Origin of the sequence: Enterococcus mundtii (genome assembly GCF_013394305.1) — a bacterium.
Taxonomy (GTDB): Bacteria; Bacillota; Bacilli; order Lactobacillales; family Enterococcaceae; genus Enterococcus_B; species Enterococcus_B pernyi.
In genome coordinates, this window is record NZ_AP019810.1 from 2,015,271 (window position 1) to 2,028,995 (window position 13,725).

General features: G+C 41.1%; 11 protein-coding genes. 4 read left to right on the forward strand and 7 right to left on the reverse strand.

Annotation, left to right across the window (positions count from 1 at the left end; genetic code table 11):
• The first annotated feature begins 15 nt into the window (after positions 1-15).
• Together glpO and HZ311_RS09715 are read left to right on the forward strand one after the other, a co-directional pair.
• Positions 16-1,839 carry a type 1 glycerol-3-phosphate oxidase gene (glpO, locus tag HZ311_RS09710; RefSeq protein WP_010736419.1) on the forward strand — a complete coding sequence of 608 codons (1,824 nt, stop codon included), beginning with the start codon at positions 16-18 and terminating at the stop codon, positions 1,837-1,839.
• Between the two features lies 1 nt (position 1,840).
• On the forward strand, positions 1,841-2,557 hold the full coding sequence (locus tag HZ311_RS09715; RefSeq protein ID WP_010736418.1) for an MIP/aquaporin family protein: 717 nt from the start codon (positions 1,841-1,843) through the stop codon (positions 2,555-2,557).
• Positions 2,558-2,669: 112 nt separating this feature from the next.
• Here HZ311_RS09715 and fucO read toward each other — a convergent pair whose 3' ends face one another.
• The 6 genes from fucO to HZ311_RS09745 form a co-directional block, all read right to left on the reverse strand.
• Positions 2,670-3,821, reverse strand: coding sequence for a lactaldehyde reductase (gene fucO / locus HZ311_RS09720; RefSeq protein ID WP_023519044.1), 1,152 nt, complete (start codon positions 3,819-3,821; stop codon positions 2,670-2,672).
• Positions 3,822-3,826: 5 nt separating this feature from the next.
• Positions 3,827-4,468 carry a sugar O-acetyltransferase gene (locus HZ311_RS09725; protein ID WP_062805746.1) on the reverse strand — a complete coding sequence of 214 codons (642 nt, stop codon included), beginning with the start codon at positions 4,466-4,468 and terminating at the stop codon, positions 3,827-3,829.
• A 17-nt stretch (positions 4,469-4,485) separates the two neighbouring features.
• On the reverse strand, positions 4,486-5,310 hold the full coding sequence (gene rhaD, locus HZ311_RS09730) for a rhamnulose-1-phosphate aldolase (RefSeq protein WP_023519046.1): 825 nt from the start codon (positions 5,308-5,310) through the stop codon (positions 4,486-4,488).
• A 373-nt stretch (positions 5,311-5,683) separates the two neighbouring features.
• The gene (gene rhaA / locus HZ311_RS09735; protein WP_023519047.1) at positions 5,684-6,940 is read right to left on the reverse strand and encodes an L-rhamnose isomerase; all 1,257 of its coding nucleotides are present in this window, start codon (positions 6,938-6,940) and stop codon (positions 5,684-5,686) included.
• A gap of 15 nt (positions 6,941-6,955) precedes the next feature.
• Entirely contained in the window at positions 6,956-8,404 is a 1,449-nt protein-coding gene (rhaB, locus tag HZ311_RS09740; RefSeq protein WP_178946645.1) for a rhamnulokinase, read from the reverse strand.
• A gap of 40 nt (positions 8,405-8,444) precedes the next feature.
• Positions 8,445-9,623 (reverse strand): MFS transporter, encoded by a 1,179-nt coding sequence (locus tag HZ311_RS09745; protein WP_023519049.1) that lies wholly within the window; start codon positions 9,621-9,623, stop codon positions 8,445-8,447.
• Positions 9,624-9,745: 122 nt separating this feature from the next.
• Here HZ311_RS09745 and HZ311_RS09750 point away from each other — a divergent pair, with 122 nt between their 5' ends.
• Positions 9,746-10,726, forward strand: a complete 981-nt coding sequence (locus HZ311_RS09750; protein WP_023519050.1) for an AraC family transcriptional regulator — start codon at positions 9,746-9,748, stop codon at positions 10,724-10,726.
• Positions 10,727-10,939: 213 nt separating this feature from the next.
• Here HZ311_RS09750 and HZ311_RS09755 read toward each other — a convergent pair whose 3' ends face one another.
• Positions 10,940-11,317: a DUF1093 domain-containing protein gene (locus tag HZ311_RS09755; RefSeq protein ID WP_023519051.1), complete on the reverse strand. Its 378-nt coding sequence runs from the start codon at positions 11,315-11,317 to the stop codon at positions 10,940-10,942.
• A 414-nt stretch (positions 11,318-11,731) separates the two neighbouring features.
• Here HZ311_RS09755 and HZ311_RS09760 point away from each other — a divergent pair, with 414 nt between their 5' ends.
• On the forward strand, positions 11,732-13,648 hold the full coding sequence (locus HZ311_RS09760) for an endonuclease MutS2 (protein WP_178946646.1): 1,917 nt from the start codon (positions 11,732-11,734) through the stop codon (positions 13,646-13,648).
• The last annotated feature ends 77 nt before the right edge of the window (positions 13,649-13,725 follow it).

Consider the following 13,725-nt stretch of genomic DNA (forward strand, 5'->3'; position numbering starts at 1 on the left):
GGGAGGGAACACAAGATGTTTTCAAAAAAAACAAGACAAGATAACATTGACCACATGAAACAAGAAGAATTAGATCTTTTGATTATTGGGGGCGGAATCACTGGTGCAGGTGTAGCAATCCAAGCAGCTGCTTCAGGTATTAAAACCGGTTTGATCGAAATGCAGGATTTTGCAGAAGGAACTTCTTCACGCTCAACCAAGTTAGTTCATGGGGGGATTCGTTACCTAAAAACGTTTGACGTTGAAGTGGTCGCAGATACAGTAGGCGAACGTGCAGTGGTACAACAAGTGGCACCGCATATCCCTAAACCAGATCCGATGTTGTTGCCGATTTATGAAGGAGAAGGCGCAACGACATTCAATATGTTTTCTGTAAAAGTAGCGATGGATCTTTATGATAAATTAGCAAAAGTAACTGGAACGAAGTATGAAAACTATACGTTGACACCTGAAGAAGTTCTTGAACGTGAGCCGTTTCTTAAAAAAGATGGCTTAACAGGTGCCGGTGTTTACTTGGATTTCCGGAATAATGATTCCCGTTTAGTGATCGATAATATCAAAAAAGCGGCAGAAGACGGAGCATATCTGGTCAGCAAAATGAAAGCTACCGGTTTTATCTATGAAGGTGACCAGATCATCGGAGTCAAAGCGCGTGATTTGTTAAGTGATGAAGTCATTGAGATCCGAGCAAAAGTAGTGATCAACACAAGTGGACCATGGGTGGACAAGATCCGTAACCTGAACTTCAAGCGTGCGATCTCACCAAAAATGCGTCCGACAAAAGGCGTCCATTTAGTAGTAGACGCGAAGAAACTGCCTGTGCCACAGCCTACTTATTTCGATACAGGAAAACAAGATGGTCGGATGGTCTTTGCGATTCCTCGTGAAAACAAAACGTATTTTGGGACAACAGATACCGATTACCAAGGCGATTTTACAGACCCTCAAGTAACACAGGAAGATGTGGATTACTTACTAGACGTGATCAATCATCGTTATCCAGAAGCAAATATCACTTTGGCTGATATCGAATCAAGTTGGGCAGGATTACGTCCGTTATTGATCGGCAATGCTGGTTCTGACTACAACGGTGGTGATAACGGTTCGATCTCTGATAAAAGTTTCCGTAAAGTCGTTGATACGGTGACGGATTACAAAGAAAGCAAGGTATCACGAGTAGAAGTCGAAGATGTGTTGAATCATTTAGAAAGTAGTCGTGATGAAAAAGCACCATCCACTGTTTCTCGCGGTAGTTCATTAGAACGTGAACCAGATGGACTAGTTACTTTATCTGGTGGTAAAATCACCGATTATCGCAAAATGGCAGAAGGCGCGATGAAATTGATCCGTCAACTGTTACAAGAAGAGTATGGTGTAACTGTAAAAGAGATTGATTCCAAGACTTATTCGATCTCAGGCGGCGATTTTGATCCGACGAAACAAGAAGAAATGGTCGAAGAATATACAAAAATCGGTGTGGAAGCAGGTCTTGATGAAAAAGATGCTGCATATATCGCAGATTTCTATGGAACAAATGCGAAACACATCTTTGAATTAGCAAAAGAAATGAATCCTTATCCAGGATTGACTTTGGCAGAATCTGCGCGTCTGCGTTACGGATTAGAAAACGAAATGGTCTTAGTTCCAGGTGACTATTTGATTCGCCGTACCAACCATCTACTTTTTGAAAGAGATCAGTTAGATGCCATCAAACAACCGATCATTGATGCGATTGCTGCATACTTTGAATGGACAGACGAAGAAAAAGAACGTGAAACACAACATTTAGAGCAACTGATCGCTGAGTCAGACTTACGTGACCTGAAAGGAGAAAAATAAAATGAATGCAGACATGACCCAAATCATGGGGGAATTTATTGGAACGATGATTTTGATCCTTTTAGGGGACGGCGTATGTGCAGCAGTGAATTTAAACAAAAGTAAAGCGCAAGCCTCCGGTTGGATCGTCATTGCATTTGGTTGGGCAATGGCTGTTACGATGGCAGTATTTATTTCAGGATTCATGGGACCCGCTCATTTAAATCCTGCGGTGACACTTGGGATGGCAATGACAGGGGCAATCGGTTGGAATTTGGTTTTCCCATTCATCATCGCGCAATTACTAGGTGCAATCGTCGGTGCGGTACTTGTTTGGTTATCTTATTTGCCACATTGGTCAGCAACAAAGGATCAAGGGGCAATCTTAGGAACCTTTGCGACTGGACCAGCCATCCGCAACTATCCTGCTAACTTTATTACAGAGTTGATCGGTACGTTCGTTTTAGTCTTAGGACTATTGGCATTTGGCCAAACAGAATTTGCGGGTGGAACAAATGTCTTTGCTGTTGGAGGATTGATTTTAGCTATCGGGTTATCACTAGGTGGTTCAACAGGATATGCGATCAATCCAGCTCGTGATCTAGGTCCACGTATCGCTCATGCGATTTTACCAATCGCTAATAAAGGTGGTTCTGACTGGGGTTATTCATGGGTACCGATTGCAGGACCAATGGTTGGTGCAATCGTCGCAGTAGGTATGTACACGTTGATGGTTTAATGAAATAAATTTTCTATATTAAAATAAATGGTTCTCTTGGTCGTTATTCACAAACCAAGAGAACCATTTTTAATTGATCAGTCAAGTCGTAACAACAAGAGAGTCGATAAACTTACATCAAGCTTTGATAGATGTCAATGATCTCTGACACGTTCGTTTCTCTTGGATTTCCTGGGGTACAGACATCATTGAACGCATCTTCAGCAATTTTTGCAATATCCGCTTCTTTGACACCTAGTTCGGAGATCGTCGCAGGGATGCCAACTTTCTTCGATAAAGCGTCAATCGCTTCACAAGCGGCATCACGAATATCTTGGATGGAACGAGATTCTGCGTCTTTAATGTTCAGTGCCTTCGCGATTTCTCGATATTTATTGCCTGTAAACTCTTTATTGTATTTCATGACCGTTGGTAATAAGGCAGCGCAAGCGACACCGTGGGGGATGTCATACCATGCGGATAATGGATGAGCCATTCCATGCACAAGACCTAAACCAACATTTGAAAAACCCATTCCTGCAAGGTACTGTCCTAAAGCCATATCTTCTCGACCTTTTGGATCACCATTCACGGAATCGGCTAAACTACGACCGATAATCTCAATGGCTTTGAGATGGAACATATCACTCATTTCCCATGAACCTTTCGTGATCAATCCCTCGATAGCATGAGTCATCGCATCCATCCCAGTTGCCGCACACAAGGCTTTCGGCATGCCCATCATCAAATCACTGTCAACAAAGGCAACGATTGGAATATCATGAGGATCAACACATACAAATTTACGAGAACGCTCTTTGTCAGTGATCACATAGTTGATCGTGACTTCAGCGGCCGTACCAGAAGTCGTCGGAACAGCTAAGATCGGCAAGCTTGGATGTTTTGTATCTGCCACACCTTCTAGACTACGGACATCAGAAAACTCTGGATTCGTTACGATAATTCCAATGGCTTTGGCTGTGTCGATCGGCGAACCTCCGCCAATTGCCAGGATCACATCCGCTTTTGCTTCTTGAACGAAAGTCACGCCCTCTTTGACATTCTCGATCGTTGGATTAGGTACGATACCGTCGTAGATTTCATAAGCAATCTCTGCCTCATCTAATAAGGTGGTGACTTTTGCTACGACACCGATTTTATGCAGCTCTTTATCGGTGATCACAACTGCTTTTTTGAAATTTCTTGCATGAAATTCCGTTGGGATAGCTGCAATAGCCCCTTTTCCATGATAGGATGTTTCATTTAAAATCATTCGATTTGCCATTTGATTTACTCTCCTTTAGGTAGGTCGGTTTCAGAAATTATATATTCTGATGGATAACGCAGTTTTTTGAAATAATAGGTGCGATCCTTTTTATTGAATGTTCGCACCACATGACAAGGATTTCCTACTGCTAAAGAATTAGCTGGGATATCCTTCGTGACGACACTTCCAGCTCCAATCACTACATGATCACCGATTGTCACCCCGGGCAGTATGGATGTATTTGCACCGATCCAGACGTTGTCGCCGATCGTAACAGGCGCCCCAAATTCTGCTTGGTACTCTTGACGTAAAACAGGATCTAAGGCATGGCCGGCTGTGTAGATCCCCACATTTGGAGCAAGTAAGACATCCTTACCAATCGTGATCGGAGCAACATCAAGTAACGTGCAATTATTATTGGCTAAAAAGTTTTCTCCAACGGTGATGTTGATTCCATAGTCGCAATGAAAGGGTTGTTCAACAAAGAGTTTGTCCCCAGTTTGCTTGAACATTTTTTTGATCAATTGCTGACGCTCAGATAATTTTCGAGGATGGATATGATTGAATTCATAAAGGAGATCTCTCGTGACCAAACGAAGCTGCAATAATTCTTCATCTTGACGATAGACCTCACCAGCAATCATTTTTTCGACATTGGATTTCATTTTGCACCTCACGATTGTTAATCGTTCAAATAGCCAGCACGTGGGACAACCCTAAACGCATCAGCCAGTAATTTCAAATTGTCATCTTCTAACGTTTGTTTGATTCCACCTTGGGCCATGACGATCGTATAGACTTGGGCAGCTTTTTCAGCTGTTTCGATCAAACCAAATGTTTCATCCATATCTTTTCCAGAACCATAGATTCCATGTTGTGGCCAAACGACTAAACGGGTTTCTTTCATTTTTGCGGCAGTTGCTTCGCCGATTTCATTCGAACCGGGAACTAACCATGGAATGACCGAGATACCTTCTGGAAAGACAACTAAGCACTCTGTACACATTTGCCATAATGTACGAGTCAATTCGCGTTCAGAAAGTGGATGGCTAAAAGTCATGGCTAACAAGTGTGTTGCGTGACAATGCATGACGATGCGGTTATCTGGATCGACACTTAATCGAGCGATATGGCTCATGAAATGACTTGGTAACTCAGAAGTCGGAACAGCATCAGGGCTTAATCCCCATAAAATGTCGATCGCATGACCATCTCCGGTCACACGGATCAATCCAAGATTTTCTTCTGGCTCTGCCTGTACATTTTTAAAATATTTTCCAGACCCTGTCACTAAGAAATACCTTCCGGCTAATTGTTGGGCATCAAATGGCAACGGCAGTGTTCGTAAAACTTTCGTAGGGTCGATAAAAGGTAAGACTTGTGCTTCTTCTAATAAGTAGGTGATATTCCCACCATTACGTTCATCCCATCCTAGGCGGTACATATTGGTTGTTGCTTGAATCATCTCTTGTACAAATGGAGCAGTGAGCATCGCTGATTTTTTCACGAGTGAGACCTCTTTTCTTTTTCTGATGAATAGAAAGAACATGTAGTATGTGGTTATTTTGTAAATCAACAGAAAGAACCTCAAAATCAGTTAGACGGATTCTCGAAGGCTTCTGTTGATAGGTGAAGGGCTTTTTTTACAACTTGATAGATAGTGTTCATGAAGCAACACTTCGGTCATAAGCCAGAAAAATCAAAAATGAACCAGCCATTTTCGATTTTCTATTTTACTGCTCAGGTCAGAGCGCTTCTTTCACAACCTGTGATAAACGGTGTTCGAAAGCCAGCTCCTTCAATATTAAGTCAAAAATCGAAAAAATATGAGGAACTATTTTCTCGATTTCCGTCTTAATACTCGGAGCTAAACGGCTTTCTCACAACCTCTTACTTTGTACGTCTTTTTCGTATTGTAGGACTTCTTGGTACCAGTCCATGCCTACTGGGACGTTGTTGATTTCACAGAAGTAATTCCAAACGTCGGCGTATGGGAAGTCTTTTAATTCTTCAGTGAAGGCTAAGCGTTTGGTGAAGTCGAAGTTTAGTTCGGCTTGTTTTAATTCTTCGATTGGTTCAAGCATGGCTTTTAACAATGCCTTTTGCGTATTTCTTGTGCCGATTGCCCATGCGGCGATCCGGTTGATGGTTGCGTCAAAGAAATCGAGTCCGATCGCTGTTTTTTCAAGTAAATGATTGCGGACTAATTCTTTGCCGATTTCTTGTAATTCATCATCCATGATCACAACATGGTCTGAATCCCAACGCACAGGACGAGAGACGTGGAGCATGATCCCTTTTGAGAATAAGGCTAAAGACGAAAGTTTATTGGAGATGACTTCAGTTGGATGGAAGTGTCCTGCGTCTAGGCAGATCAATTTGTTACGTGTCAATCCATAGCCCATATAAAATTCGTGTGAACCTACTGTGTAAGCTTCGGCACCAAGTCCAAATAGTTTGGATTCTACGGCATCTTGTGTATATTCTTCGTTGAGTTCTTCTGAGAAAATCTCATCTAAAGATTCCATCAACCGTTGGCGTGGAGATAGGCGGTCGATTGGATTGTCTTTCATTCCATCAGGCATCCAAAAATTATCGATACATGTTTGTCCGATTTCTTTTCCCATATACTCGGCGATTTTACGAGCGCGTTTCCCATGTTCGATCCAGTAATCCCGTACTTCTTTGTCTGGATGAGCAAGTGTCAAGCCATCTTTCATCATTGGGTGAGAGAAGAAGGTTGGATTGAAATCAAGACCGATGCCTTGTTCTTTTGCCCATGCGACCCATTTCTCGAAATGTTTTGGTTCGATCTCATTTAAATCGACCGGTTCGTCTGTATCTAGATACATGGCATGTAAATTCAATTTATGATTCCCAGGAATCAATGAGAAAGCTTTTTCTAAATCTTGGCGTAATTGGTCCGGCGTATGTGCGGCTCCAGGATAGTTTCCTGTAGCCATGATGCCACCTGTTAATTCTCCATCTGGTGTCAAGAAACCTTTGACATCATCGCCTTGCCAACAGTGCATCGAAATCTTCACTTCTGCGAGTTTCTGCAAGACCTCCTCAGTATCGACACCGATACTCGCATATTTTGCTTTGGCTTCTTCATAACGTTCTTTGACATTCATCATATTGAATCTCTCCTTTTATATTAAAAATTCTTTATATCTAGCAAGTGCTTGTGTCATTTCCTCGGTATGTCGAGGGTGAAAAGTGGCTAATGAAACAGAATCTCTGATCGCTTCACGCGCCAGTTGCAACGTACCGTAGCCGTTCGTTGCAATCATTTGGACCATTAGATTGCCAATAGCGGTCGCTTCATCTGGTCCTGCTTCGACTTCGATATTGCAAATATCGGCTGTCAGCTGATTAAGGAAGGTATTATTTGAACCCCCACCGACGATGTGTAAATGATGAAATTCTATTCCGGTGATCCGTGCTAAGTTCTCTAGTTCGACAGCGTAGCATAGAGCTAAATTGTCATAGATACAGCGAGCCAGCTGACCAGGGGTTTGAGGGATAGATTGGTTTGTTTCTTTACAATAATCTTGTAATTCTTGAATCATATTTTGGGGATTCAAGAAACGTGGGTCGTTGACATTGATCAATTGTTGGAAAGGCGCTTCCTGTTCTGCCAGTTCTGCCAATTCAGCAAAACTATAGGCACCATCTTGCAAACGAGCAACTTCTTGGATCAACCACATACCCATGATATTTTTTAAGAAGCGAATGGTTCCTTGCACACCCCATTCATTTGTAAAGTTAGCTTCAAATGCTTCTTTTGTTGAAATGCCTTCAGGAATCTCTACACCCATCAACGACCAAGTGCCTGAACTGATGTATGCCCAATCTTTGCCAGTCGCGGGTGTGCCGACAACTGCTGAAGCAGTGTCGTGAGAAGCAATCGTGATAAAGGTCGCTTTTGGCAGATCATATGTCGGAAATTGGGCAGTTTGTAATTCGCCTAGAATCTGTCCAGGCTCGGTGATTCGTGGGAAAAGCGAAGCGTCGATGCCTAGAACAGCTAAAATATCTGAGTCCCATTTCCGAGTTTCTAAGTTCAGAAGCTGCATAGTAGACGCATTAGTCTTTTCGGTGACTGCTTCTCCAGTGAAGAGGTAACCGAGTAGATCAGGCATCAATAACAAACGATGGGCATTTATTAACGTTTCTTTTTCTTCAACAAGTAATTGAAACATCGTGTTGAATGGTTGCATTTGGATACCTGTTTTTTGGTAAAGTTCATCTAGTGGCATGTTTTGTTCAAATTGTGGGATGGCTTCTTTCGTTCGCTCATCACGATAGCTCGTCGGGGCGTCGATCAAATGACCATCAACATCAAGCAAGCCATAATCGACACCCCAAGTATCGATGCCGACATAACATTCTGCGATACCTTGTTGCTTGGCTTTTTCCAAACCTTTTAAGATTTCAGTGACTAGATGTGTGAGCGGCCACTTTGCGACACCATCGATTTTTTCAAATCCATTTTTGAAGCGATGGACTTCCTGTAAGTCAAAACGGCCTAATTCATTAAGATTGGCATGGATCAAACGACCACTTGAAGCGCCAATATCGATAGCAAGATAATTCATCAAAATTCCTCCAATTTGTTTTTACTTGAATCAATGAAAACTAGACTTCATTTGGGAGTGGCTTCTTTTTAAAAGTAAGGAGAAGAAAAAGAATACCTAAAACGGTCATCAAAATGCAGCCATTGATAAAAATATTTTGTAAAGCATCAGAACCGATACCGAATCTTTCTAAAAGTCGATGTCCATAGGGTGAAACAAAGTTACCGATATTTGCTAGAACGAGAATAAAGGAAGTGGTGCTTGCTTTTGCTACTTGCGGAACTGAACGAGTAGCATCATTGAAGATGTAGGGAACGAACAGAGCAAAGGCGATACCGTTCAGTGCAGCCCCAACACCGATCATAAATAAATGATTGGCTGTCAAGATGAGGAATAAGCTTGCTGCCATGATGAAAAAAGAAATAGGCAACGTCCATCGTTTCAATCCTTTGTAAATCAACCCGAATAAGAAACCAGCAACCATGTTAGCAATCTGCATAAAAGAAAGAAGCGTTCCGGCATCTGATTCTGTTCCTAGATTTTCAGTCACGATGAAGGTCGAAAGCTTAACGACAACGATCATGTAGAAAATACAGAGAAAGAAGATCAAAATGCCATACATGAGAGTAGTCGGACGGAGTGTTCCTTTTTGTGCTGTTTCTTTTTTAAAGGTGGAGTTTTGTTTTTTCTTTGGCGGTTCAGGGACGAAAGCCATAAATAAGAAAATGATCGGAATGGTGATCAAGTAAACTAAGAATGCTTTTTGCCAGCCAAAAGTGAGGAGACGTCCGGCAGTGAAGGTCATGACTGCAGCTCCTAAACCTTGAAAGGCGGATTGGAAGCCAATCAAGGTGGCAGCTTCTTCGCCTTCAAAAAATTCGCTGATCATACTGACTGCCAACGAGTTGAAGAGACCAAAGCCCGCACCTAATGCTGCGCGGGAGATCATCAATAAATAGAAGTTGGCAGTGAAGACAGGTAACACGCCAGCAACTCCAGCAAGCAACAACCCAAGTAAGACAGTTTGTTTCTGTCCGATGGCTTTGGCAATCAAACTACTCAAAGCAATAAAAATCACAACAGTTAGTTGAGGAATGGTCATCAGTAGTTCGACGGATGAAGCCGATTGATCATTGAAGTAGCCTAACATCATCGGTAAAGCGGATGCGATAGCAGTATTTGACGTTAAAACTAAGGAAATGGATAACAGCGACAGTTTCATCAACCAAGTCTTTCTCATAGCTTGTTCCTCCAGATGAAGATGTATTTGTTGCACTCATCATATCTTGTAACCCTTTTCACAACAATGTCAGTATGTTACTATATTGGTGTCAAATTTACATATCAAGGGGGAGTAAAACGATGAATCCGTTTGTACAAAAGATCTTTCTGCCGTATACACCCGAAGAGTTAGAACAGCGAAAGACGGGGCAATGGATCAAGGAATTTGAAGGAGAAAACTTAGACGAACAAGACCAGCAATTCAAATTAGACGATCACCATCTTTTTCAAGAAAATAATATTTTGATTCGCCAACATCGACGCTTCGCTCATTATCCACTACATTCCCACCATTTTTTAGAATTCAATTATATGTATTGCGGTACTTCAGAACAGATCGTCAACGGTCTGCCAATCACTTTGAAAGAAGGACAATTATTACTTTTAGATACAAATAGTCGCCATGAACTGATGCCTTTGGGTGAACATGATATTTTGCTGAATTTCTTATTCAAAACGAATGATATCAATATCAATCTTCTGAAAAAAATCGATCATCGCAGTGGGGGATTGACCTATAATTTTTTAATGAACGCCATTTTAGAACCTGGCTATAATGAGACCCATCTTTTGTTAAACTTATCAAAACAACCAGAGATCCAAGTCACCTTGGATCAAATGATCCTCGAATATTTTTCAAAAAAACATCTAGGAAATGAAATCATGAATGCTTTTTCACAAGTGTTATTTTTACAGCTTTCTAGAGTCTATCACTCCCAATTAGCAAAAATATACAAAAAAGATGGACAAAGCAACTTAATGATCAAAATTCTGCAACGGATCGAAAGTGACTATCGAACATTGAACCTAAAAACATTGGCAGATGAGTTAGGGTATAATCCAAATTATCTGTCTAATTTGATCAAACAACAGACTGGGAAATCCTTCAAACAATTGATTACGAACCAACGCTTACATGAAGCACAGGATCTAATTTTAGCTACCCGCTTCTCGATTGAGGAGATTGCGGCCAATGTAGGTTTTTCCAATAAGACACATTTTTACAAAAAATATCGAGAATATTTTGGGGATACGCCAATCGCCATTCGCAAACAACGTTGAGGACGTGGGCGATACATAAAAAAAACAACTGCGAAGGGAGTGAGACATTAGTTCTCCCCCCACCTATAACCGAATAAACGGCGGGAACAGAAGTAACCTCTTCGAAAAATAAGGCGCCATCCACAAAAATTTGAAAAACAATTTTCGTGGATGGCGCCTTATTTCTCGAGGCTGAACACTTCTGTCCCGACCTCAGATCGCAGTTGTTTTTTGTTAATTTAAAGCAGTTAGAACATTATTTGGTACTTGATTTTCATTGATCGTCGTTGGCCCAGAGGTTACTCGTTTTTGGCTGACCTCTGCTTTGACATAACTATTAGGTTCTAACGGTGTTGGATTTTCTGAAGCAATCGTATAAGGCAATTTGATTGTTTTGCCATCCTTAGTAACAAAGGATAATTCATAGTCATACGCTTTCCAATCCCACATTTTTTCGCCGCTATCATTTCGTGCATCTTTCAAAGGTGGAACCTTTTCCGGTACTTTTGCGTAGGCAACTTGGCTATTGTAGGTCTGATCATAATATTGATAACCTTTGTAGCCACCAAACAATAACAATAAGAGAGCAATTGCTCCAATCAATTTTTTCATCATATCCATCCTTTTATGTTTCTTGATATATCCAATTATCGCCGATTGATACAGTGTTTGAAAATCGAAAAACGTGACAATTTTGAAATATTATTAAAATAATACCATTCAGACTCGTTCAGTATCTGTTTGACATTCTGGCAACCGCTTGCTATAGTAAAAAAGAAAAATAAATAAAACCTAGATGAACGAGGTATTTTGATGAGTGTAGTAGGTATCTAATCGAGTAAGTTGAATAACCAATAAAGCAGTAGGCTTATTTGGTGTGCTTATAGATGGTACCTGTCTGAAACATTTCTTGTAATCAAATCAAGGGGAGGACATGTCTTATTTTAGCTGTGTCCTGCCCTTTTATTCTATTTTAGGTCTTTATTTATTTTGGGGACAGGTATCTCTTCAAGAAAAGGAGAGAATATGAATCATACAATCAAACAATTACAATTTGAACAAATCAGAAAAGAAGTGATTGCCCGAGCAATCGGAGATCACACGAAAGAACGTCTGGCAGAAATGTCAATCCCGACAAATCTTCAGACCGTAGAAACAAGACAAACAGAAACGAAAGAAGCCCGTACGATTTTAGAAAGTAGCCAGCACGTGCCCTTTATGGGGCTAACACGAATTGTGGCATTAACTGACCAAGTGAAAAAAGGCTTGATCTTAACCCCCGCTGAATTGATTGAATACGCTGATTTTTTGAGAAGCAGTCGAATGATCACTCGCTTCTTTGAAAAAAACCAATATCAAACGCCATTACTGTATGCGTACAGTAAAAATCTACCGGATCTTCAAGCGGTGGAGGACTTAGTTTATGAACAAATCAAGAACCAACAAGTCGCAGATGAAGCATCAAAAAATCTACGTAAAGTACGAAAACAAATCCAAACGGTAGAAAAAGAAATCCAAGATCGTTTGCTAAAATTCTTGCGTCATCCTGGGAATAAAGAAATGATCCAAGAAGCGATGATCGTTCAAAAAGGGGAACACGCAACGATCCCTATCAAAGCGAGTTATAAAAATAAAGTAGCCGGAACGATCATTGAACAGTCGAATAAAGGTACGACGGTATTCATCGAACCAACAGCAGTCGCTAAAGCAAGCGCACAACATCAATTATTGAAAGCAGAGGAAATTGCTGAAGAATATCAGATTCTAGCAAGTTTGACTGGGGCATTAGCTGAAAATGAACAGGCAATCGATCAAATCATCGAAACGGTCACCGTTTTCGATATTATTTTCGCACGTGGGAAATACAGTAGAGAGATCAATGGCATCACACCTATCATCAATAAATCAGAACGCATCCATCTGAAACAAGCGAGACATCCACTGTTATCAGAAAAAGCTGTGCCCTTAGATTTTGATTTGGGTGCAGAATATCGTGGATTAGTGATCACAGGTGCAAATGCTGGTGGGAAAACAGTTGTTTTGAAAACAGTCGGATTGCTGACGTTGATGGCAATGTTTGGTCTGCAAGTACCAGCAAAAGATGGGACAGAGCTTGCCGTATTCGACGAAGTTTTTGTCGATGTCGGCGATCAACAAGATTTAGCGGATGCATTGAGTACTTTTTCTGGGCATATGCAAAATATCGCACAGATTTTGAATAAAGTGGGTAGAAATACCCTAGTTTTACTTGATGAGATCGGTAGTGGAACAGAACCAACGGAAGGGGCAGCTTTAGCAATCGCCATCATGTCTGCAATGTATGAGAAAGGTGCGCTGATGGTTGCAACGACCCATTACGGCGAAATCAAAGAGTTTGCGGAACGACATGAAGATTTTGTGCCGGCAGCAATGGCTTTTGACCGAGAAGCCTTACAACCAAAGTATCAATTACAGGTAGGAAAAACAGGGGAAAGCCAAGCATTGTGGATCGCTAAAAAAATGCAAATGTCAGAGGACTTGATCCAACAAGCTCAGCAGTATCTTTCTACGAAAGACTATTCAAGTGAAAAACGCTTATTCAAACAACAAGTGAAGACGCAAGAAGTCAAGAACGAAGAAAAGGTTTTATTTTCAAAAGGGGATCGGGTATATGCCACCCAATACAAAAAAGAAGCATTAGTCTTTGAAGACACTGGCGAAGAGACGATCGTGATTTTTGTCGATAACCAAAAAGAAACGGTCCTTCGACAGCGTGTCCTTTTAAAAATGAGAGCAGAAGAACTTTATCCTGTAGGCTATGAGATCGATCAGCTATTTACAGATTTTAAAACGAGAAAATGGGAACGAGATATCGAACGAGGTTCAAAAAAAGCCCACAAAAAATTATTAAAAGAAACCCGTCAGCGTCAGGCTGCACGAAATGGAAACTCCGAAAAAACATAATAACAGATTCACAATGGCATACGAAGGATTGGAAGAGCTCGCAATAAAAAACCGACAATTAATTGGTTCCACGTGGA